The sequence below is a fragment of the Chroococcidiopsis sp. [FACHB-1243] genome, assembly GCF_014696895.1.
Taxonomy (GTDB): Bacteria; Cyanobacteriota; Cyanobacteriia; order Cyanobacteriales; family Chroococcidiopsidaceae; genus Chroococcidiopsis.
On record NZ_JACJQX010000038.1, the window covers coordinates 1 to 22,641 of the forward strand.

Below are 22,641 nucleotides of genomic sequence, written 5' to 3' on the forward strand. Positions count from 1 at the left end.
ATCTCTGCTCGATCTTTGACTTTTTGTGGTACATCCGCAGTTCTCAAGTTTAATAGAGTTTTGTCTTGCTCACGAGTCAGAAATACCCTTAAACGAGCGCCCATTTTACTCGCTTCCCTAATACATTTGTTCTGCGTCTTTTCCAGATTTATCTATCTTTACATAGTTTGGTTTTTTCATGACAGCTTACTTAGATCGGTACGCAAATTTTCATGTTTTCCAGAGGGTTCTGCCATCGGTACTATAACGCCATTGATGAGTTCGTATGTTTTCCCTTCTGGTAGATCCAGTTCGAGGAATTCATCGACGGTATAAGTTTTTATTTGAATAGTAGTAACCATAGGGTAAGTTTCCGCGAGGTATACTCTAATTTTATGACGAGATCCAAGCCTGACGCTCGATAATAACTACCGATCGCCACTTTTAGTTAAACTAGCACCTTGAGTTCTGCGATAATATTCATAAAAGTATCGATAGCTATATACGTGAATATTTGACTGAGCGGTAATTACTTTTTTCATAACATTAATATAATTAGCTCTTGATTCTGGAGAAGAGGAAGCTTGATATTGCTTTAATACTATCTCTCTCTCTTTCATTAATTCTCTATATTCTTCAGAAGCTGTAGCTTTTATCAACTTTCCCAAAGGAATATAACTGAGACTATCATAAATTGGTCGCATTAATCCTGGTTTTTCATAGCTGAGAAAGTCTCCTTCAGTCTCGACTCTAGTTATTTTTGAAACTAGGGTTGGATATCGTTGCTGAAAATTTTGTTGAGTAAATGCTGGCGCACCAAAAACTATAACTCTCATATTTGATGGTAAAATTCCTGCATCTGCTAGCATGGCAGCGTAGAGAATTGCAGTTCCACCTAAACTATGTCCGGTAATTAAGACTTCAACCTCAGTATTAGGCTGTTTTTGCCAGCGTAAAATTTCAGATACGAGTTCTTTCGATTTTTCATCTGCAAAAACCGAACCAGCATAATTTTTAAATCCCTCATGGATCAAAACCGCCGCATTTCTATACATATTAACTGGTAGTCCAGCTACGTTTGCAGCTAAATCGTTGGGATCTTCTAACCCTACATATGTTCCTTTAAAGGCAATGACATAAGAAAGTTTTCTTCTTCCTAGTTGTTGCTTTTCTAATTGCCGAATTAAAATTGCATATCCGCCAAAAACTCTATCTTTTTTAACAAGAAAAAAATCAGAGAGCTTTAGTCTTTTATTGATTACATTAATGTCTTTAGCGTCATATAAACGAGCAATCTGATTAACAATGTTAGTACGCTGTGTTGGATTTTTCGTTCTTTCAGTGTCAAATAACTGATAGATTAAATCTGTGGTCAGATGAGCAGCTTTGCCAATCTCTGCACAGCCTATAGAGCGTTGAAAACATAACTGTTCAAATTGAACGGATTTAACATTAGAAATAAGACTTACTGTGTTAGCAGGAGATTGAGCATTTAATGGCTGAGAGATACCAAGCAATCCCCAACATAATGCAACTCTTGTTAAGAACAGATTAGTGTTTTTTGTCAGAGCTTTCATTGTTACGTGTTGACAAGAAAAGTTGTATTATTTAACGTTTTCGACTGCTAAATTCAGTAGCAAATTCTGCTTCTAAATTTGGAATTTTACGAGGGTCTACAAGTCCGCGTCGGACAATTGCATCTAAAGGAGGCGTTGGCAATTGAACAGTTGGTAGCTTTTTAACTTGCTCTGTTAATAACTGATTCAAGGTTTCAGGAGTCAAATTTTGATTTAATAGAGCTTCATTAAGTTCTGGACCCGTGGGTATACCGATAAAATATTCTTGTTTTTCTTGCGGCGTTCTCGGTTGATAACCAGTCGTGCGATCGATCGCTCGCAGAGATTCTGTCGTACAATTCCGCTTGAGAGTATCGTACATGAGATTAGTGCGATCGCGATCGCCTTGCATAATGACATTAAATAACAGTTGCTGTTTTTGCTGCGGAGTTAATGCTAATCTAATTTGCTCGATTCGATCCGTAAATGGGTACTTGACAGCATCTTGAATTTTATCTTCTAAGCCAGCTATTTCATGGGCTACAGCATAAAAATCAACTAACCCAGAAACGGGATCCCATATCCCTGAGCGTACCCAGATTGCATTAGCAGAATAAATGAAATCCCGCATCCGAATTGCTTTTTGTCGCTTATCTCCTACAGATTGTGGAATTAAAATTGCTTCACGACCTGGTTTGAGATGAAAGCGCATCTGTCCGTGAGCGCTGTACGAACTACGTAAAACATTATAATATTGAATTTGAAAGATGGCATCTTCTACAGCATTTTTAGGAATCTGAGCTACCCAGTACTTCCCTTTATGTTTGAAGTTAGCAACCATCATCATTCCTGGCGCAGGTTTATACGGCGCAGCCTCCGCAGGAGAAAGCATTCTCACAGAGCGTTGTTCGCAGCTCAAGCACTGACCTTTAAATGGTCCTTTTGGCATTCTCGCTCTAGGGTCGAAAGGATCTTTAGGGTCGCAAATACAACTCTTAGCTGCATTAGCTGAAGACGGTTGTGCAGCACCTGATTGAGCTTTTACTACTGGCACAGCAGCAAAAAATGTCAATGCTGACAATGCTGCCATTGTTATTGCTTTGGATCTCAAACTTTGTCGCATAATTTTAAAATTGAAATTTTTGATGTTAATTTGTGGGGTTGCAATAGCTCCGTTGCCTTTAGTCTCCCTTTTTAAGAAAAGCTGTTTTTACTAGCCCCCCTTTTTAAGGGGGGTTGGGGGGATCTCTTTCGTCGCAGTCAAGGTAAATTTCCGCTACGATATGCAGTCATTCAAATAGTTTTGACTTTTGGGTTGTGTTCGGGCGGATTTAACTTACATTGTGAACTGCGCTCAGATTTCGGCTAAACCCGCCTCTACTTCAAACAATATCTTTGCGCTTTTGCACTGCAAACAAAATGCTAAACATAGCAGCCATAAGCACTCCCAACATCGACCAGTGCCAAGCCAAATTCACTTTGAACGAACTACCATAGTCTTTTTTGAAGCGTTCGATCAATCCTTCTCCACTCTTAATTGCACCCTCGAATTTTCCTTTCCACTCGCTATAATCCTTTTGCCAGACATCTACATCTTTCTTGTATTTGTCTACTTTCTTTTCATAGTCGTCGAGTTTTCTAGGATCTGAAGGAGCCTTGCCAGGATCTTTGGGTTTGACTGGTTCTGGCTTATCTACTACTGGATCGTATTTTGCCATCAGCCCAGGAAATTCGCAGTTTTTAAACATTTTTGTGCTTAAGCACTGACTGCGCTTTTTCTGTTCGGGAGTTTGTTTTTCACGATCTTTGTCTGATAGTTTCCAATAAGAATCGTCGGCAATATCGCGACCCATTCCCGTGATGGTAACCAATGACTCAAACGACCATTTTGTAATCGTGAGACGGTTAATCAATTGCCCTGGAGGTCCGAAATTCTCTACAGGTAGCATTCCGCCACCAAACGTAATTTGTGGTACGAGAAAAATAATTGTGAGTAGGGGTGCTACGTTCTGATTGGGTGAAATTGCAGACACCAAAAGTCCCATCACCATTCCTGCTAAGGTAGCAAGGAAGAAGGTGATATACATATTAAATAACTCGTCTGTACCGCCAGGAAGCTCGATCGCCAGCCATTTAAATAACAAAAAGATTGCTGCTTGATATAGAGCTATTATGACCCCAATCCAAACTTTAGACATGATATAGGGCAAAATTTTCAGCCCGATCATGCGTTCGCGGCGATAAATCTCTTGTTCTTTAACAATCTCGCGCATAGTTGCCAGACTACCCACAATCACCGCAATTAAAGCAGCAGAGAATAGCATGGTAATTACCTGTCCCGCATTACCTTCTTTAAAGTCGAAAACATTGCGCTGCCAGGTGACAAAATCTAGTAAGCCGAGAATTGGTGCGATCGCACCCATTAAAAACAAACCAGCGCGATCGCGCATCAAAATTGCTAAGTTGCGCCGCGACATGATGATAAACTGCTGCCATGCCGAAACTTGCTTAATCGTACTACCTGGTTTCTGTTTGGCTCGGTGGCTTCTTTGTGCCATCTGGGGCATTTGCAGCTGTTGTTGGCGCTCTAATACGTACTTGTGATAGTGACGCGAATTTCTAAAGCGTTGCTGCCATTCTTCAGGGGATAGTTCGTGTTCTACCTTGCCGTAGATCTGGTCGAACTCTTCCACACCGAAATAGTCAATTGCTTCTGCTGGCGGACCAAAATAGGCGACTCGTCCCCCTTTCGCCAAAAATATCACGCGATCGCACAGCGTGACGTTCTTTGTAGCGTGAGTAATTAGCAGGATTGTCCGTCCTTGATCTGACAATTTCCGCAGCAACTTCATGATTTGAAGTTCCGTACCAGGGTCAAGACCGGATGTCGCTTCATCAAGGAAAAATAGGCTGGGTTTGGTAATTAGCTCGACTCCAATTGATACCCGCTTGCGCTGTCCGCCGCTCAAGGCTTTTACAGGTACATCCTGACGTTGCAGCAATTCTAAATCTGTCAAAACTTCTTGTACCCGTTTTTGGCGTTCTCCTGGTGTAGTATCGGAAGGCATCCGCAACTGAGCGGCAAAATCGAGCGCTTGCTTGACGGTCAGTTCTTTGTGAATGATGTCATCTTGAGGGACGTAACCGAGTTCGGTACGGTAGGCATTGAAGTTTTTATACAAATCTTCTCCGTTTACCAGTACCATCCCACTTGTAGCAGGGCGAAAGCCGTTGAGTGCGTCGAGGAGGGTTGATTTCCCACCACCGCTGACTCCGGCAATTACGATAAATTCTCGCGGCAAGATCGACAGCGAAATGTCATCAAGCAAGGTCGTGCCTTTACCGACAACCTTCGTTAAGTTGACGGCATCCAGACGCAGATTACCTTCTTCGTTGAAGCTCACTAAAGTCTCATCAACGTTGAAGACAAAACGAGTCGGACCGATGCGAATTGTATCTTCAGGTCTGAGCGACTGCGAACCGCTGACGCGCTTGCCGTTGACAAAAGTACCGTTACTGGAATTGAGGTCGGCGATCGCAAACGTCCCATCTTGACGCGAAATTCTGGCATGATAACGCGATACGGTCGGATGGTCGATCGCAATATCGTTTTGTTCGTCGCGACCGATCGTTAAATTATTCCGGTTGCTCAGATTCAGTTGATGCGTAATACTCGGCACTTGGTCGCTAGCAGTTGTCTGGAAAGTTAGAGTAATGCCAGAACCGATCGCGATCGCGTCTCCATCCATTAACCGCCGTTCGCTAATGCGTTGCCCTTGATATAACAACCCATTTCTGCTCCCTAGATCGACTATCGTGTAGCTGCCTTGACGCTCGACCAATTCGGCGTGCCGTGACGAAACTTGGGGAAAATTAATCGGGACATCACAACTAGGATCGCGACCGATCATCATCTGGGTTTTGACAATCGGAATATCTTGCGTTCCCGCTGGAGTCATCACCCGCAACATGGGTGTGACGATCTGAGTCTGAATCGCTTGCGGTGGTGCAGCAAAATTCGTGGCTTCAAAACCAACAGTTGTCCCTATGCCCGTCATCTGGGTTGCAGTTGCACCTGTAGTGACTTCCTCAACACCGCAAAAGCGCAACTCGCAACCCCCGATTCTAATCGTGTCTCCATCTTTGAGTTGCCTCGGTTGACTAGGAGCCAACCTAGCATTATTGACGAAAGTGCCAGTACTACTTCCTAAATCTGTTAGTAAGTATCCATTTATACCTTGGGACGCAAGCTGAGCGTGATAGCGCGAAACATTACTTTCGCTCAAAACTAAGTTATTGTCTCCCGCTCGACCAATTCGCACCACATCGCCGTTGAGTGGAAACTCTTGCTTACTACCGTCACGTCTACCAATCTCCAGACGTGCAGAAGACTGAATCATAATATTTTTATTTTTTTAATTATTCTGTAGTTTGATGTCGTAGCTGGAAAATTTTCTCTGAGATTGCAGTATATTATCGAATATTCGGGTTTTCTCCAATTTCATTAAAATTTTATACTCTCAGCTAACTCGATATATGCACGTTCTGCACATATTGTTACAACATCTGTTACAAGATCTTGTGACAGTGCTGAGCGGCAACGTATGATAGTATCTACCATTACAATGAAATAGTATTTAAAGAGAAATAAAGATTTTCAGGCTAGGCTAAAAGCTAGTATCAAGCGATCGTGGTTTGCCGCAAAAAATCTACGTATATTTGGGAGATTCGCGCGGAGCAGCGTATTTCTGCAATCAGATCTTGAAATATATCCCGCTCTATACTTATACAAATATTTAGGAGCTTTAACCCCGCATATTTGAGGGCGAAATGCAATTCTTTTCTTCTGCCCTCTACCCTCTGCCTTCCTCAAAAAATTTTAGCAGTAAAAGTTCATATTAGGCTTTAATGGTGATGAAAGAAATATATTTTTAGCAGGCTTAGCTGCATCTAGCTTGGAAGTCATCGCCTATACTGTTGGCAAGTTATTTTCATACCAGTTTTAATGCGCTCTGCTCCATGAACTCGCCATTACAAAAAGACAACTGGCTCGGTCGCTGCGTTGGCGAACGCCAGCGCTATAGACTAGAACAACATCTAGGCGCGGGCGGAATGGGAGATGTCTTCATCGCCAGGGACGTACCGATTGGCAAACTAGTCGCTTTAAAGATCCTCAAAGGATCGCTAGCAGAATCAGCCGATCTGAGAAAGCGGTTCGAGCGAGAAGTGACTCTCTGTGCTGCGCTCAAAAGCGATCACATCGTGAATATTAGCGACTACGGCGTTACCGATGAGGGGTATCCCTTCTACGTCATGGAGTACCTGCAAGGACAGAGCTTAGGACAACTGCTACGCCAGCAGCAACAGCTGGGCATCGAACGCAGTCTGTCGATCGCGGTCCAAGTGTGTCAAGGTTTGCGGTTAGCGCATCAAGGCGTACACCTATGGCAAAATGGAGCAACCGCTAGCAAGCAGATCAAAGTCGTCCATCGCGATCTCAAGCCAGATAATATTTTTCTCGTTCCTACTGCATTGGGAGAACTCGTCAAAATTCTCGATTTTGGGATTGCTAAAATTTGTAACGATACGAATGAATTTACCAATCTGACAAACGTTTTTATTGGGACTTTTCACTATGCAGCTCCCGAACAGTTTGAGCTAGGGACAGAAGTAGACGAACGTGCCGATATTTACAGCCTCGGCGTAATTCTTTACGAAATGCTGACTGGAAGCGACCCATTTAGGTTTAATTTCCGTCGCAATAGCAATACGATTAGCGGTATGTCATGGGTATTCGCTCATGCTTCCAAGCCCCCGATTCAGTTGCGATCGCAACCTCGGTGCGAGCATTTTTCGCTACAACTAGAAGCCGTCGTCATGCGGTGCTTGCAGAAATCGCCCCGCGATCGCTTTAGTTCTGTAGACGAGTTAAGCCGTGCCTTGCAAGCTGCCGTAGCGATCGATCTGGCGAATAATACAATTGTCCCAGGTTTAGGTGCAGCAACGACAATTGCGACATTGCCCCCTCCCGCACACCCATCCGAACTAACTACTACTCATTTACCCGAGCCAACTTTTCCACCTGACTTTACTCAACGTCTGTCTGCGCCCCGAGTCCCGTTAGAAGCTACCGACGTATCCCTGTCAGCCCAACACCGATCGCTGGTCAAGCTGTTTACAGAATTTGCTGGACCGATTGCAACTACTGTGTTTCGACAAGTAGCAGCTCAATCATACAGCGTCGAGCAGTTGGTAGAAAACCTCTCAGTTTACCTGCCTGCCAAGCAACAAGCAGAATTCGAGCGTCAGGCAAAAGCGATCGAAGCTGAGTCAGCAGCTAAATCTCAAACCCACAGCACCAACGGCAATAAATTTTCCCATAATCAATTATCAAATAATTTAGCGCAGTCAGCACTTGATACTAATTTTATTCAACGGTGCGAAAAAACTTTAATCGATCTGATTGGACCGATCGCGCCGATTCTCATTCAAAAAGTTCTAAAATCTGGAATGCAAATTTCCGAGTTGGAATTAGTCAATCGATTAGCCAATGAAATCCCCGATCCTCAAAAAGCCGCCGATTTTTGCCGTCGTCTCCTAAAATGAGCCTTCCCGATCGATTTACTACATTATCTCCAACTTCTAAATTCCGACTGCCAACTTTTAACAAGTTATCTCGCCGTACGTTATTTTTACAATTATTTCTCCTCACAGCATGTGGGGTGCGATCGCTATCGAGCAAGCGCCAAGGTCTAGTTCTCGGTGTAGTCAGTTATAACGCAGGGGAACAGACCATCAATCGTTATGCCAAATTTACTCGATATTTAAGTGAAAAAATTGGAGTTATCGTACAGTTAGAACCTGCTTTTAACGAAAATAAGGCTCTAGAACGAATTCAGAATCATGCTTGGTCTCTAGCTTTTGCCGAGCCTGGATTAGCTACGATCGCGATCGACAAACACCAATACACCCCGATATTTTCCCTTCAGGGAATTGCTAATTTGCGCTCTATTCTAGTCGTGCGCAAAGATAATCCGATTGTTGAGTTAAAAGAATTACAAAATCAACCGCTTGCCCTCGGACAGCCAGGTTCAGCTACCGGATATTTTTTTCCCATTTACAATCTCTACGGTCTAACTCTAGCAGAGATTATGCTTGCACCCACACCTAAAACAGTTTTGGAATGGGTTGCTACAGGGAAAGCTACAGCAGGCGCTCTTTCTAAAGAAGAATTTTACCTACACAGTTCGTATTTCAGCCCCACCGAGTTTCGCATTCTCTACACCGATCCGCACGAAGTCCCACCTGGCGTGGTTTTGGTTGCACCTAGTGTAGACAAAAACCTGCGCCAGCAAATTTACCGCATCATGAATGGAGTCCCCTCGATTTTGGCGCAAGAAGCAGGATACATCCCCAACAGTTTAGCGCCAGACTACAGCTACATGATTTCAGTCGTTAAGCGCGTCAGAGCAATTTTTCCCGACGAATACGAACATGGTGCAACGCCTCTACAACTCAAACCCGCCCGACTGTTGGATAATATTTCGATTTAGAGCGAGTAGTCATTGGTCTTTAGTCATTGGTCACTGGTCACTGGTCACTGATAACTGCTCAAGCAATAATAGTAGTATCATAGTCTCGTTCGCGATCGCACGCCCAAAAAAGGCAACAAGTCCAGAAGCAACACATAGAGAAAGCTCCATGACATTTCCTGCTCAGCCAGAAACCTGGATTGGTCGGAGTATTGGCGATCGCCAACGCTATCGCTTGGAGCGGCGTTTGGGTTCAGGCGGAATGGGCGATGTTTTTCTGGCAATGGATACCTTATTAGGACAACACGTAGCATTGAAGTTGCTAAAAGATAAATTAGTAGCCTCAAAGTCTTTGAGAAAGCGGTTCGAGCGGGAAGTTGCTATTTGTGCAGCCCTAAAAAGCGACCATATCGTGAATGTGAGCGATTATGGCGTTACGGATGAAGGGCATCCTTTTTATGTCATGGAGTATCTGCGCGGGGACAGCCTGAAACAATTGCTGAAACAACAGCAACGGTTACCCGTCGAGCGAACGATCAAAATTGTGACTCAGGTTTGTGAAGGATTGCGTCTAGCTCACTCAGGCATCGATCTCTGGTGGAGTGGAGCGACAGCCAGCGAACACGTCAAGGTAGTTCACCGCGATCTCAAACCAGATAATATATTTGTCGTACCTACAGCACTTGGAGAACTAGTAAAGATTTTGGATTTTGGAATTGCCAAAATCCGCGATGAATCGCTCGATCGCACGAATTTAACTTATGGGTTTATCGGCACATTTCGCTATGCTGCTCCAGAACAGTTGCGGGCTGCCAACACTATAGATGCAAGAGCGGATATCTATAGCTTGGGTGTCATTCTCTACGAACTCCTCAGCGGCATAGATCCGTTTGGTTTTGGCGCTCAAGCCTATTCAATTACGGGCATGGGTTGGGCAATGGCACACAAGACAAAACCACCGATCCCCATCAGGTTGCAGCCTGGTTGCGAAAATTTATCGCCGCAACTAGAAGCAGCTGTCATGCAGTGCTTGCAAAAATCACCTAACGATCGCTTTGCCTCAGTAGAGCAATTAAAGCAAGTATTAAACGCTACTCTTACCCACAAGCCTGAAGAAGCGATCGATAATTCTCTTCATCCATCTCCTCCTGCACCCACGCACCCACAATCATCTGTTCCCGCTACACCTAATGCGGCGACGACTAGAGCATATGTACCACCACAGCCAATAAAAGCCATTCCTCCGACATTGCTGCCAGACACCTCGTTACCTCCACATAAGCAAGAAGTTCGGGCAAGCGCTCAGTTCCCTGCCGCACAGCAGAGTAATCTAGCTAATTCCAGCACGGACGATTCAATCCTAATACCTCCAGCGCGTCAACGCCGCTTATCCACCTCTACTTTGTTTTTTGTCGGTGCGGCTATTGGTGTTGGTATTGTGGCACTGGGAGCAGTAGTTTATTCATACATTCAGTTTCGTCTGACAGCTCAAGTTATCGATGAAATTCAAACTTTAAAACATCAAGCACGATACGAAGCTTGTGCGAGTAGAGCCGAAACAGTTACCCGCGATTCAACAGTGTACGCCGAAGCGCGGGCAATACTAAATGAGTGTCATCTCGAACATGCCAAGCAACTCGCAGGAAGTAGTAACTTTGCTGAAGCGATCGCGATTGCCAGACAAATTCCTCAAGACAGTCCTCTCTATTCCCAAGCTCAAATCCTGATTCAAGACTGGTCGGAGATTTGACAGTTAACGGGAGCAGGGAGTAGGGAGCAGGGAGCAGGAGGAAGTTGGAGGAGCTGGGGAAACTGGGGGAGAACGATCTCGCACCACTCCTTCCCGACTTTTGACTTTTGACTTTTAACTTCTTTAGTACGTATATGAAGTGTTTTTATAAGTATGTTACGTATACAAAATAGCTGTTGAAGTATAATTTTATATTTTTTTCAAAATTTGACCGGAATCGTAGCATATTTGGATGTAGAACGCGGTATAGTTCAAATACGCTAGTCTCGTCAAGCAGACTTGTCAAGTTCAGGGTACTTGAGCTGACTGTGAATGTAATTGAAATTTTAACTGCCCTTGAGGTACGAGCGATGATAGGCAATCACACAACTAAAAATTTAAAAAAATTTACTAAATATTTAGCAACAGCGATCGCAGTTATAAGTGGGATCGCTGTTGCTAACGAGTTCGTCCGAGCAGAAGCAGTAGCTAGTGCTGGTGGTGCGACAACTTTTCATTGCATAGCTTCAGGTCAGGGCTATGCAACGATCGCCAAACGCGGCGAACGGATCACAGCACCAGTTATTACCTGGAACAGCAATGAGTTTGGAACGCAATACACGCCGCACGAGCGTTGTAAAATAGTTAGCGATCGCTTGACTGAAGTTGTAGCTGCCAAAGGCGGGAAGCTGAGAAACTTGCAACTGACATACGGACGAGTTAACAGCAAACCAGTCATTTGCTATGTTGGCAGTCGAAACGAAATCTGCAACCGGAAAAATATTCTAATGACATTGCGCGAATCAGATCGAGGCAAAGAACGCCAAATTCTCGAACAATTAGTGACTTTCAGCCTGAAAGGAACGGGTACGGCAGTCCAACAAAGTGCGCCACAATATTATGCACCTTTTGGAGAAGAAATTGAGCGAGCGTTATCAGCGGAATAAGGTAGCGGAATAAGGTAAATGTATGAGTAGTCGAGATTGAGAGCGATCGCCAACTCGAACCTCGTAATTTACGTATGACAGCCGATTGAGCGATTGAAATTGGGATGCAGCGAAAGTGAAATTATCATCAGCCACTATTGTCTTCTTTAATCTCGGACTGCTGGCGATCGCTGCAATCTTATGGTTATCACCATCAAAACCGAATACAAAATCTGATGCTAGTACTGAAAAAATTGCGAATACAACACCTGTAGATTCAGTAAAAAGTTCGGCAATAGTAGAAGTTGCTCAACAAGTGACAGTCAGAGTCTTGACAAAAACAAGTATGGGTTCTGGGGCGATCGTACAACGTCAGGCTCAGACATACACCGTTCTCACCTGCGACCATGTAGTAGCAGGTAGTCAGGACGGTGAATTTAGCATTCTTACTGCTGATGGCGCGACTCATCCAGCCCGCCGCTTGACGCAGACTTTAACAGGTGTCGATCTCGCCTTACTACAATTTGATAGCTCTAAATCCTATCGCGTTGCTATCTTAGGAAATTCTCTTGTTTTAACAAAAGGCGATCGCGTCTATGCATCTGGTTTTCCTAATTATCAATTCCTCAATAAAAGTCGTGTTGAAGAAACACGTAACTGGGGAATGAAAGCATTTCGGCTAACAACGGGAACTGTTGCTTTACTCTTAGAACGAACCTTACCAGAAGGATACAGTTTAGGTTACACCAACGAAATCGAACAAGGGATGAGTGGTGGACCTGTTTTGAATCAAAAAGGAGAACTTATTGGGATCAACGGTCGCTTGAAATATCCACTTCAAGGCATTGATGTATTTACATTTGCCGATGGGACAAAGCCATCGGTAGAACTATTTAATCAAATGGAAGCGCTGAGCTGGGCGATTCCAATTGCCGCTTTTCAGCATCAAGCTGAAAAAAACTTGGCTCAACCTCAATCGCAAAATGAGATCTAAATTGTTATTGGTAATGGGTAATGGGTAATGGGTAATGGGTAGTTGCTCCCTCAGCTCCCTCAGCTTTCTTATTCCCTCTGCTCCCTACTCCCTGCTCCCTGCTCCCTGATAACTGTTAACTGATAACTGATTTTAACTTTTGACTTACTTATGAATGGCTGGAAAAAGTTTTTTCAAACTCGAAATTTAAAATATACAATTTTTATCGCCGGAGTTGTCACTGCTGCGACGATCGCTTTTACGGGCAAGATGACAGGACTCACGGTACAAGCAGATGCGATCGCCCAGCAAACTCAGCCTAGCAATGCTTCCAAAACGTTGAATCAGACGGAAATTGACGCGATCGCCTCGCAAACAACAGTGGTAGTTGGTCAAGACCTACAAAAAGGTGACGTTGAAGCTCGACGCGAGTTTAACCCTGGTTCTGGAGTGATTATCGCTAAGCGCGGCAATATTTACTACGTGGCGACTAACTTGCACGTTGTCCGTGGTCGAGGTGGTTTTTATGGGGTACGTACCTTTGATGGCGCAGTTTATCCCGTAGACGACGAAAGCACGCGATCGAATATCGTCCCAATGGGAAAAGAACAGGGCGAAAGTGGCGAAACTATTCAAGGGCTTGATGTCGCGATCGTCCAATTTAAGAGTGACAAGAACTATCCTTTAGCAAACCTACCAGGTAGCCCCAACCAAGGTGAACGAGCCTTTGTCTCTGGCTGGCCTGACCCTGGAAATGAAACGGCGCGACGGCAAAGGTTATTTGCTCCTGGTGAAGTGATTAGAGTTACCCCTCGCACTACGGATGGAGGTTACAGCATTCAATACAGTTGTGAAACGCAGCGGGGGATGAGTGGGGGTCCTGTTTTTAACGATCGCGGCGAGTTAGTAGGGATTCACGGACGCGCAGGTGAAGCAACAAGTGTCTCTGTACCAGGAACTTTAGTAGCTTCCCTGATGGGAGGAAACTCCATAGCTCAAACTGCGATTCAAAGTAAATTCAATTTGGGAATTCGAGTTTCCGACCTCACCGAAGAAGCGAAAAAAATTCAGCCTCTTGCAGGCGTGTTTCCCTATATCAAATTTGAGCCGCCTCCCGTGCAGCCTGCCGTTGTCAGCCGGGGAATGCCAGAAAAAAGACCGCGATCGGCAGACACGATCGATGATATTTACAAAACCTTCAGCCGTGACTTCAAACACGCCGCTGTTAGAGATTGTCCCTCAGCAGGTAGTCGTACAGTCTTACTTGGTACGAGTGAAGAACGCTGTCCAGAGTAAGAAAATACTTCTTTATGCTTTGCTCAAGTGGGAGAGTTTCAGCAGCGCAAAATCTTTATTTCGGGAGCGTAATTTTCGTAGTTAAAACTATATTTTTTTTAGCGATCGCTATCTGTATTAATACTGAAATAGTATGGCGATCTGCTTTGAAAAAAAGCTTATTTCAAATCCTCTCATCTGTAGGGTGGACATTGCCCACCCTACCCTAATCTGTTTTTCTCAAATAATATTACAGATAAAAATTAAGATTTTTTGTTAATTGGATTGTAATTATCGCGATCGTGTCATTCTAGCTTTTAAGAAATAAAAGAATTTTATTTGCTTAGGGTCAGTACCGAATTTCAACAGAAGTTCGACCGAGCTTCTGTAAGTTTTCTATGCAAAATTAAACGCCTTGAATTGTGGATCAGAGGAAAGTAACTGTGAGGATCGAATCTACTTTTTCCATATTTTCCATCTTGTTATTGACAACACCTATAGCTGTTTCTGCTCTGTTGTTTAAAACAGCCGCAGTACATGCAGGCGAGACGGATATAGCAATATCTCAGCCAACTCAAACAACAACTCAGTCGTTAAAAAAGTCTGAGACAAACCGAACTAGTGCGGCTACCCTAGCGCCTCTAGCACCAGCAACACCGGATACAGATTTCAACTTTACAGCTCAACAAATTCAAGACACGTCTTCAACGCTAGCACAAGTCACATCCGTATCTCAACTGTCAGATGTGCAACCTACTGATTGGGCATTTCAGGCATTGCAATCTTTAGTAGAACGTTATGGAGTCATTGCAGGTTATCCCGACGGTACTTTTCGAGGCAATCGTGCCATGACGCGCTACGAGTTTGCCGCAGGCTTGAATGCAGCTATGGATCGAATTAACGAACTGATTGCTGCTGGTTCGGCAGATGTCGTCAGCAAAGAAGATTTAGAAACCCTAAATCGCCTGCAATCGGAATTTAGCAGTGAATTAGCAACTTTGCGGGGTCGAGTTGACGCTTTAGAAGCACAAGCAGCCGAGTTAGAAGCCAATCAGTTTTCCACGACTACCGTTTTAGGTGGAGAAGTAATCTTTGGTGTTGCCAGTGCCTTTGGCGGCAATCCCCCTGGAGGATGTGGAGTTTTTCCAGACAACACCGGACCTTTCAGCGATCGTAACAATAATGACGAAGTTGATTGTATAGATCGAGGAGATCCAGACAAGAATACAGTTCTGGCTCATTTGATTCGCTTGGGATTAGAAACTTCATTTACTGGAAAAGACCGTCTGCGAACTTACTTAGTCACAGGTAATTTTGATGGTGGTGGTTTTACAAGTGCCGAGTCACTCAATACATATATGGCACGACTATCATATCAAGCAGGTTTAAACAATGATGTCATTTTAGATTTACTAGAATATCGATTTCCTGCGTTTAACGATCGCGTCGTTTTTAGCGTCATTCCCTTTGGTTTTAGTCTCAGTAATGTCCTTTCAGCCAATTCAGCTTACTTTGACACTGGCAGGGGTTCAATTTCTCGCTTTGGCGAAGCCAGTCCCATCTTCAAGCTTGGTGGCGTATTAGATGCAGGAGCAGGTTTTGACTGGTTATTTGCCAAAAATGCAAGGCTACAAGTAGCTTATGGTACTGGAGGAAGTAACAATCCCGACAGTGGAGTCTTTGGAGCAGACCGCAGCGCACTAGGCGTGCAATTATTAGCAACGCCAACCAACAACTTAATTACTGGCTTAACTTATGTAAATGCTTACACCAGCGATGGAACTCTAGGTACATATACAGGTAGCGTCAATGCAGAAACAAATGGTTTATGGTCTGATTCATCCGTTCCAGCACCACCTGGAATTAGCGGTTCTGGCTTTGAAGCTTGCTGTCGTTTTTTTGTTGGAGATTTGGCAGCAAAAACGAATGCTATTGGTGCAACGGTACAGTGGCGCATCTCTCCTAAATTGACCTTTGGTGCTTGGGGAGGATATATGTCTACTAATTTTTTAGAAAGACTTCCCGACTTTCGCGAAACTAATATAGATGGCGATAATATTCCTGATGGGATTGGGGCTTCTGCTGGTAAAAAACCTTTTGCTAATGCAGCTACTTACCTATTTTCTCTCGGTTTATCCGACCCCTTTGGTAGGGAAGGAGACTTATTCGCATTTCTCTTTGGTATGCCACCAAAACTAGTTGATGCAGGACCCGAAACGCCAGGTACACCAGTACCTTTTTTTGAAACTTCTCGTAGAGGTGAATCAGAAGTCCCTGTAACTGATAATAACCGTAACTTAGATACAGTAGGGATTGGAAGTGCTGGAGACCCCCAAAATGAATTGCCAAAAAGAGTAGGAGTGAAAGATGAAGCAACTTCACTGCACTTTGAAATGTTCTACCGTTTTCGAGTCAGTGACAATCTGTTCGTTACTCCAGGTGTGGTTCTCGTGACTAACCCAGGTCATATTGAAGATAACAACGATATTTGGTTAGCAACTATCCGCACGACTTTCCGCTTCTAATTCTCCTTTCAATCGTAGGGTGCGTTAATAACGCACCCCAAAACAATAATGTCAAAATTGTTGTTGCGTAATTGGAATATGATTCGGTTGAGCTTTAACTCGCTCTATCCAGGCTTGAATTGCTGGAAACTGAGATAAATCGAAACCTCCCTCATCGGCAACGTGAGTATAGGCAAATAAACTAATATCAGCAATAGAATAGCGATCGCCAACAAAAAATTTCTGATTAGTTAAATGTTGTTCCATCACTGACAGCGCAGCATAACCAGCTTGACGTTTCTGTTCTATCGCTTCCCGATATTCATCCGCTTTACCAAGTTCAGTAATCCAAAATCTAGGAGTAGCAATATTAGGTTCGTGACTATATTGCTCGAAAAATAGCCATTGTAAAACTCGGGCGCGGAGCAATTTATCAGCGGGCAAAAATTCAGTATCTTCGCTAAAATAGAAGAGAATAGCATTCGATTCTGCTAAAAAATTTCCCAATTCCAACTGTAAAATCGGGATGCGTCCATTAGCATTTTTCGTGAGAAAATCTGGAGTACGACTTTCACCTTTAAGAATATTAATTTCTACTCGCTTAAAGGGAATACCAAGCTGAGTTAACAACAGCCGAACTTTATAACCATTCCCCGAAGGTAAAAAATCATACAACTTGAGCATGACTTTCGTTGGGTAGAAGACGTAACGATTATAGAGAAGTTAAAAGCTAAAAGTCAAAAGTCAAAATCAGTTATCAGTTATCAGTGACTAGTGGAACCAGTGACAAGAATTGAGTCTGGTTCCACTAGTCACCAGCCACTAGCCACTCACCAACTACCAATTACCCATTACCAAAATAGTTTTATGTGTGGTAGATTTACCCTTAGCCAACCCGCAGAAGCGATCGCTTCTACCTTTCAGCTTTCCTTAATTCCCGAATTAGCTCCACGATATAATATCGCACCGACTCAACCAGTTCCAACAATCTTATCAGAGGGCGATCGCCGTCGATTTCAAATGTTACGTTGGGGTTTAATTCCCTCATGGGCAAAAGATGCATCGATGGGTGCAAAAATGATTAATGCTAGAGCAGAAACCGTTGCTGAAAAACCCACTTTCCGTTCTGCATTTCGTCGCCGCCGTTGTCTAGTTGTTGCCGATGGCTTTTACGAATGGCAGTCACAAAAAGGCAAAAAACAACCCTTTTATTTTCGCTTACAAGATGGGCGACCTTTTGCTTTTGCAGGTTTGTGGGAAACTTGGCAAGCACCAGACGGCGAGAAAATTGATTCTTGCACTCTTCTGACGACAACGGCTAATTCTCTTTTGCGATCGGTTCACGACCGGATGCCTGTTATTCTCAAACCAGAAGACTATAACCAGTGGCTCGATCCTCAAATTCAAGAACCAGAACAGCTAGAACCATTGTTACAGCCATACTCCTCAGAGGCAATGGTTGCATATCCTGTCAGTACTAAAGTCAATAAACCAACTAATGATTCACTAGAGTGTATTGATAGTTTGTAAATGTGTAATTCATCGAAGATGTAGAGACGTTTCATGGAACGTCTCTACATCTTCAACAGCAGACAATCCTGAAGACACGATGACACATTTGTCACCTCATCCCCAGGATTGTAACTTGCATTCTGTCATCGATCGCTCGTCAGGCATCTAGGTTCAACCAATGACCAATGACTGATGACTGATGACTAATTTACGAATTGCTAGTTGCTAGCTCGGTATTACCACGATTACGACGGCGAGTTAAGCTGTTGAATAACATAACACCGATCGCTTTGATCAAATTACCTTCTAATTCGTTAAACATCTTCATGTTCATGCCAAAAGCAGCATTAGCTTCTTCAACAATGCGATCTGCTGTAGCTTCATCAATTGGTAATTCGTCTAGTCTTTGTCGATAGGTGTTTTTAAATTGCTTTTCATCAGAAATTTCCGCAAATTCATAGAAAGCAGTGCCTTGCCCATCCGCAAGATTCATCGCTCTTTGAGCAATACCTTTGAGAATTTGTCCGCCAGAAAGATCGCCCAAATAACGAGTATACAGGTGCGATATTAATAGTTCTGGAGCATTATTAGAGACTTCCCGTATCCGCTGCACGTAAGCTTCCCCAGCTGGAGATAAACTAATTTGCTCGCGCCATTGGTTGCCGTAATAATACTTCAGGTCTTGCTCCAAGCTGCGCTGGCGATTCAATTCCTTAAAGTACATCTTTGATAAGATAGGGTGCTGTTGATGCCGCTCCATTTCTTCTTCCATCGCCGAGTAGACGAAATAGAGATTAGCAACCAGCTTGCGGTAAGAAGTTGGCTCTACTACTCCTTTTAAAAAACACTTGACAAAACCAACATTTTCTGCCATTGTGTGGGCTTTTTTCGTCCCTTCACGGAGTTTTGTTGCTAAATTACTGCTCATGCTAAATTTCTCAACTTTTATAGTCAACTACTACCAACAAAGTTTGCAAGTGTATTTAGTATTCCACCTAAATCGTTACAGTAGAACGATTTGATGAGAAAATTTGTTAAAAATTCTAAAGAAGGGGAGTCGATAGGGGCGCTTTCTCTGTGCGCCCGTACAGGGGAGTCGGTTTGTAGGGGCGGGTTTTGAGCGAAGATCGATTGCCATCAGCATGATTCTTTTGCTAAACCCGCCCGTACGAGAGTCGGGAAAGGATTTAGGGTATAGGCTGTAGAGAGAATTAAGAATTATTTTTGACTTTTAACTTTTAACTTTTGACTTTCGCCTTATGACTCATAGCGTCACTGCCGCATGGCTTTACGAACATTTAGCAGATCCGCAAGTGGCGATCGCGGATTGTCGTTTTTCCCTTGCCGATCCGCAACTTGGAAGACAACAGTACCAATTGAGTCACATCCCTGGTGCTTACAACCTAGACTTAAATCGGGATCTTTCCAGTCCAGTAAGTCAGCATGGCGGAAGGCATCCCTTACCAAACGTAACGGAGTTGGCAGTAAAGCTATCGGCGATGGGCATAAATTCTCAAACGACAGTGGTTGCTTACGATGATTCCCGATTGGCTTTTGCGGCGCGGCTGTGGTGGCTGCTACGCTATTTAGGACACGAACGAGTTGCCGTGTTAGATGGAGGGTTTCAAGGGTGGCTAGCGGCTGGTTATCCGGCGACATCCGATGTTCCTATAGCAAAAGCTGGTGAGTTCATCCCCAAAATGCAATCAGGGCAAGTTGTGGATAGAGAAGCGGTAAAAGCACGCAAGGATTTGCCAGGAGTAACATTAGTCGATGCGCGAGAAGGCGATCGCTATCGTGGCGAACGAGAACCTATAGATCCAGTTGCGGGTCATATCCCAGGCGCAGTCAATTATCCCTGGCAAGAGGTGACAGACGATCGCGGCTACCTCAAACCCATAATAGAACAACAGCAGCGCTGGAAAGACTTAGAATCATCATCAGAAATTATTGTCTACTGTGGTTCTGGCGTGACTGCTTGCGTCGATTTACTCTCGCTAGAATTGGCAGGATTTTCTACAGGTAAACTTTATGCAGGCAGTTGGAGTGATTGGATTAGTTATTCTGAGGGAGTAGGAAGTAGGGAGTAGGGAAGAGAGAGACGAAAAAGACAAGGGAGAAAAATCATCAACTACCAATTCCCGATATCAAATGTATAATTCACGCTAAAAAATGAATTATTAAAACCAATATTTGGATCGGATGAATTACCAAAACTAACACCACTTTGAAGGCTAATTTGGCTTCCACGCGATACGGCATAGATCGCGCTACCGAGAATTAGGTGGTAGGTATCGTCGCGATCGCGTTGCGTGAAATTTGATAAAGCTAGTAAATATTCTAAACTAACCTGGAAGCGAGGGCTGATATGGTAAGACAGCTCGGTAGATAAAGAATTGATTGCACGACTGCGGGTATCTGGTTCGGCAAATCCTAGACGAAATTCATAGGTTGAATTTAACCATAACTCATTCGTTATTTTATCTTGGCGCTGGAGCGCTAAACGTAGAGCGTGTTCGTTCAAAAAGCGATCGCCTGTCTTGGCATCAAATAAATATTGATTGTTCCAGCCAATTTCACCAAACATCCGTGGTGTAAGTTTTTGGCGTAAAATTGCCCTTAACCTTAATTTGTTGTAATCAGCTCGGTTATGTTCGCTATACCGAACTAAACCACCATCAATTGCCGTAAACAAACTTGTTTTCGATCCTAGCTTGGGTGCGATTGCAAAAGTTAAGTTAGTGGAAAATAATCTATCATCAATTGCATCAATTGCTGAAAAAATATTACTACCTTGGAAATAGCCAACCTGCCCTAGTAAATGTGCGATAGGTTCGTCAGGAGGAGACTGTAATTGTTGCTCTTGTAAACGCAGAACTCCTAGTTCTGGATCTCCTATTTGTTCGTTTTTGACTGAAGTGCGATCGCTTAATGTTGTTGCTGGTGATGGTGCTTTTTCACCCTCTAAAGGGGCAGCAATTATTGGATTTGAAGAAAAAAAAAGCAAATAGCGCTACTTGCCATGCTGAAGATGAAGCTAGCTATTACTGGGCGATTAAAATCGCAGCTACGTGGGTAGAATCCGCTGACACTAGTTTTTGAGTTCCCGCAGGCGAACTTCGTTTGCGTAAGCATGAATTCACTCCGCCTGGGCTGTTTAATTGTAAATTTAAGTTTAAACACGATAGAGACAAAAATTAATAATGCAAATAGTTGCGATCGCAAAAATTCATCTAGCTCTCAGTTAATCCTTAAGTGCTTAGATCGCAAATCAAGATTAGTTGAAAAAAACGTCGATCTATAACCGCAAAATTACGGGATTCATGAAATTAAGTTAAACTTTCAACTCAGAAAAAATACTCAACATTAATTTATTCACTAAATCTTAATTGCGATCGCTTCGTGTAGAACTAACAGTTAACCGTATAAATTCTGTTTCTATTTACTGACAATTTGGGCATTCTAAATAATTGAAGTACTTTGACACTTGACTATTAACCATTAGCTATTAACTACCAATTCCTAATTACATGTCTCACCGATTCATTCTTTTCATCTCGATTTTGCTATGGGGTGCGTCTACACTCCCAAAAGCAGCCCAAGCAGATACAGTTTTAACCCGTGCTGAAATTAAAAGCCTACGCAATCTCGTACAATTAATGCCTCAAAGCCAAGCTGCTCGTCCAGCAAAGGTGGCTGATGGCATAGTCCCAGGGGATGCATTATCCACAGGTCGAGAGGCACTGGCAGAGCTGCGTTTTAATGATGGCTCTTTAGCAAGAATTGGCGAGCAAGCACTATTTAGATTTTCTGCTCAAAACCGAAATTTGAAACTATCAAATGGTACTGCATTACTGCTGATTCCACCTGGTCGAGGTACGACAGAAGTATGGACACCAAACGCAACAGCAGCAATTCGCGGTTCTGCATTGTTTATTCGTCATATTGCCAATAGTAAGACTACCGTAGTCGGCGCATTAACAAATAGCCAGATTGAAGTAGTCGATCAAAAAAACTATCAGCGACAAGTATTGAAAGCGGGTCAATTAGCAGTCGTTGTTAAAGGTAAAATTACAGCGCTTTACAACTTCGATCTAAAAACATTTTATGAATCGAGTGACTTAGTAAGTGGATTGAATCTCAATAAAAAAAATGTGACTGCTGCTGATGTTGCGATCGCTCAAGTACAGGCTGAAACGAGTGCCGCCGTTGCCGCGCAGTCATCGCTTACGGGTGAAGAAATTATTGTTAATCCTAGCTTTGTCCGTAGTTCAGACTCGCCGTCACCACCTTTACAACAAGATAGTAATAATTTACGGATTAACACTTCTGATTCGACTACAGACTTGATTGACAACGGCACAGTCATTCTCGATCGCTGGGAAATTTTACCCGGCAATTCTGAATCTGCTTCAGATAATGATTTAATTCCGATAGGCGATCGCGATGGTTCTACCAAAGATAAAAATCGTCATCCCGATAGAGATAATAATGGTATTGGCGATGGGAACGGCGGTGGCAGAGATCGTCATCCCGATAAAGATAACAATGGCATCGGTGACGGTGACGGCGGTGGTAGAAATAATAATCCTGATAAGAACGACAAATCCCGAAAATAAATCTCACATCTCAAAGAGATTGTTGGCGATTGAGAA

Annotated in this window: 17 protein-coding genes; 10 read left to right on the forward strand and 7 right to left on the reverse strand. The window is 43.5% G+C overall.

What is annotated here, in order from left to right; all coding sequences use genetic code 11:
- Window positions 1-176: 176 nt before the first annotated feature.
- The 4 genes from H6G17_RS24295 to H6G17_RS24310 form a co-directional block, all read right to left on the reverse strand.
- Window positions 177-341: a Uma2 family endonuclease gene (locus tag H6G17_RS24295; protein ID WP_192161164.1), complete on the reverse strand. Its 165-nt coding sequence runs from the start codon at window positions 339-341 to the stop codon at window positions 177-179.
- A gap of 66 nt (window positions 342-407) precedes the next feature.
- The gene (locus tag H6G17_RS24300; RefSeq protein WP_192161165.1) at window positions 408-1,556 is read right to left on the reverse strand and encodes an Mbeg1-like protein; all 1,149 of its coding nucleotides are present in this window, start codon (window positions 1,554-1,556) and stop codon (window positions 408-410) included.
- A gap of 31 nt (window positions 1,557-1,587) precedes the next feature.
- On the reverse strand, window positions 1,588-2,625 hold the full coding sequence (locus tag H6G17_RS24305) for a DUF4105 domain-containing protein (protein WP_242038575.1): 1,038 nt from the start codon (window positions 2,623-2,625) through the stop codon (window positions 1,588-1,590).
- A 292-nt stretch (window positions 2,626-2,917) separates the two neighbouring features.
- Window positions 2,918-5,935, reverse strand: a complete 3,018-nt coding sequence (locus tag H6G17_RS24310) for an ABC transporter ATP-binding protein/permease (RefSeq protein ID WP_192161167.1) — start codon at window positions 5,933-5,935, stop codon at window positions 2,918-2,920.
- A gap of 619 nt (window positions 5,936-6,554) precedes the next feature.
- Between H6G17_RS24310 and H6G17_RS24315 the strand changes: the two genes are divergently transcribed.
- The 7 genes from H6G17_RS24315 (at window position 6,555) to H6G17_RS24345 (ending at window position 16,495) form a co-directional block, all read left to right on the forward strand.
- Window positions 6,555-8,141: a serine/threonine-protein kinase gene (locus H6G17_RS24315; protein ID WP_192161168.1), complete on the forward strand. Its 1,587-nt coding sequence runs from the start codon at window positions 6,555-6,557 to the stop codon at window positions 8,139-8,141.
- A complete protein-coding gene (locus H6G17_RS24320; RefSeq protein ID WP_192161169.1) occupies window positions 8,138-9,088 on the forward strand; it encodes a PhnD/SsuA/transferrin family substrate-binding protein in 951 nt (316 codons plus the stop codon). The genes H6G17_RS24315 and H6G17_RS24320 overlap by 4 nt, the downstream gene beginning before the upstream one ends.
- 148 nt (window positions 9,089-9,236) lie before the next feature.
- Window positions 9,237-10,817: a serine/threonine-protein kinase gene (locus tag H6G17_RS24325; protein WP_192161170.1), complete on the forward strand. Its 1,581-nt coding sequence runs from the start codon at window positions 9,237-9,239 to the stop codon at window positions 10,815-10,817.
- Between the two features lie 308 nt (window positions 10,818-11,125).
- A complete protein-coding gene (locus H6G17_RS24330) occupies window positions 11,126-11,743 on the forward strand; it encodes a COP23 domain-containing protein (RefSeq protein ID WP_192161171.1) in 618 nt (205 codons plus the stop codon).
- Window positions 11,744-11,858: 115 nt separating this feature from the next.
- Entirely contained in the window at window positions 11,859-12,716 is an 858-nt protein-coding gene (locus tag H6G17_RS24335) for a trypsin-like peptidase domain-containing protein (RefSeq protein ID WP_192161172.1), read from the forward strand.
- 150 nt (window positions 12,717-12,866) lie between these two features.
- The gene (locus H6G17_RS24340) at window positions 12,867-13,991 is read left to right on the forward strand and encodes a serine protease (protein WP_192161173.1); all 1,125 of its coding nucleotides are present in this window, start codon (window positions 12,867-12,869) and stop codon (window positions 13,989-13,991) included.
- A gap of 422 nt (window positions 13,992-14,413) precedes the next feature.
- Window positions 14,414-16,495: an iron uptake porin gene (locus H6G17_RS24345; RefSeq protein WP_192161174.1), complete on the forward strand. Its 2,082-nt coding sequence runs from the start codon at window positions 14,414-14,416 to the stop codon at window positions 16,493-16,495.
- Window positions 16,496-16,546: 51 nt separating this feature from the next.
- On the opposite strand, the gene H6G17_RS24350 is transcribed toward H6G17_RS24345, so the two are convergent.
- Complete coding sequence (locus tag H6G17_RS24350; RefSeq protein WP_192161175.1) at window positions 16,547-17,158, reverse strand: glutathione S-transferase family protein; 612 nt, start codon at window positions 17,156-17,158, stop codon at window positions 16,547-16,549.
- A 183-nt stretch (window positions 17,159-17,341) separates the two neighbouring features.
- Between H6G17_RS24350 and H6G17_RS24355 the strand changes: the two genes are divergently transcribed.
- Window positions 17,342-18,004 (forward strand): SOS response-associated peptidase, encoded by a 663-nt coding sequence (locus H6G17_RS24355; RefSeq protein WP_192161215.1) that lies wholly within the window; start codon window positions 17,342-17,344, stop codon window positions 18,002-18,004.
- A 190-nt stretch (window positions 18,005-18,194) separates the two neighbouring features.
- Here H6G17_RS24355 and H6G17_RS24360 read toward each other — a convergent pair whose 3' ends face one another.
- The gene (locus H6G17_RS24360; protein WP_192161176.1) at window positions 18,195-18,914 is read right to left on the reverse strand and encodes a heme oxygenase (biliverdin-producing); all 720 of its coding nucleotides are present in this window, start codon (window positions 18,912-18,914) and stop codon (window positions 18,195-18,197) included.
- Between the two features lie 331 nt (window positions 18,915-19,245).
- On the opposite strand from H6G17_RS24360, the gene H6G17_RS24365 reads away from it, so the two are divergent.
- Window positions 19,246-20,076: a sulfurtransferase gene (locus H6G17_RS24365; RefSeq protein WP_192161177.1), complete on the forward strand. Its 831-nt coding sequence runs from the start codon at window positions 19,246-19,248 to the stop codon at window positions 20,074-20,076.
- Window positions 20,077-20,117: 41 nt separating this feature from the next.
- Here the strand turns inward: H6G17_RS24365 and H6G17_RS24370 are convergent, their stop codons facing one another.
- On the reverse strand, window positions 20,118-20,993 hold the full coding sequence (locus H6G17_RS24370; protein ID WP_192161178.1) for a hypothetical protein: 876 nt from the start codon (window positions 20,991-20,993) through the stop codon (window positions 20,118-20,120).
- 523 nt (window positions 20,994-21,516) lie between these two features.
- On the opposite strand from H6G17_RS24370, the gene H6G17_RS24375 reads away from it, so the two are divergent.
- Window positions 21,517-22,605, forward strand: a complete 1,089-nt coding sequence (locus H6G17_RS24375) for a FecR family protein (protein ID WP_192161179.1) — start codon at window positions 21,517-21,519, stop codon at window positions 22,603-22,605.
- The last annotated feature ends 36 nt before the right edge of the window (window positions 22,606-22,641 follow it).

Coding starts and splice junctions, on each gene's coding strand:
- H6G17_RS24295 (WP_192161164.1), bottom strand. CDS start 341: ATGGTTACTACTATTCAAATAAAAACTTATACCGTCGATGAATTCCTC.
- H6G17_RS24300 (WP_192161165.1), bottom strand. CDS start 1,556: ATGAAAGCTCTGACAAAAAACACTAATCTGTTCTTAACAAGAGTTGCA.
- H6G17_RS24305 (WP_242038575.1), bottom strand. CDS start 2,625: ATGGCAGCATTGTCAGCATTGACATTTTTTGCTGCTGTGCCAGTAGTA.
- H6G17_RS24310 (WP_192161167.1), bottom strand. CDS start 5,935: ATGATTCAGTCTTCTGCACGTCTGGAGATTGGTAGACGTGACGGTAGT.
- H6G17_RS24315 (WP_192161168.1), top strand. CDS start 6,555: ATGAACTCGCCATTACAAAAAGACAACTGGCTCGGTCGCTGCGTTGGC.
- H6G17_RS24320 (WP_192161169.1), top strand. CDS start 8,138: ATGAGCCTTCCCGATCGATTTACTACATTATCTCCAACTTCTAAATTC.
- H6G17_RS24325 (WP_192161170.1), top strand. CDS start 9,237: ATGACATTTCCTGCTCAGCCAGAAACCTGGATTGGTCGGAGTATTGGC.
- H6G17_RS24340 (WP_192161173.1), top strand. CDS start 12,867: ATGAATGGCTGGAAAAAGTTTTTTCAAACTCGAAATTTAAAATATACA.
- H6G17_RS24350 (WP_192161175.1), bottom strand. CDS start 17,158: ATGCTCAAGTTGTATGATTTTTTACCTTCGGGGAATGGTTATAAAGTT.
- H6G17_RS24355 (WP_192161215.1), top strand. CDS start 17,342: ATGTGTGGTAGATTTACCCTTAGCCAACCCGCAGAAGCGATCGCTTCT.
- H6G17_RS24360 (WP_192161176.1), bottom strand. CDS start 18,914: ATGAGCAGTAATTTAGCAACAAAACTCCGTGAAGGGACGAAAAAAGCC.
- H6G17_RS24365 (WP_192161177.1), top strand. CDS start 19,246: ATGACTCATAGCGTCACTGCCGCATGGCTTTACGAACATTTAGCAGAT.
- H6G17_RS24375 (WP_192161179.1), top strand. CDS start 21,517: ATGTCTCACCGATTCATTCTTTTCATCTCGATTTTGCTATGGGGTGCG.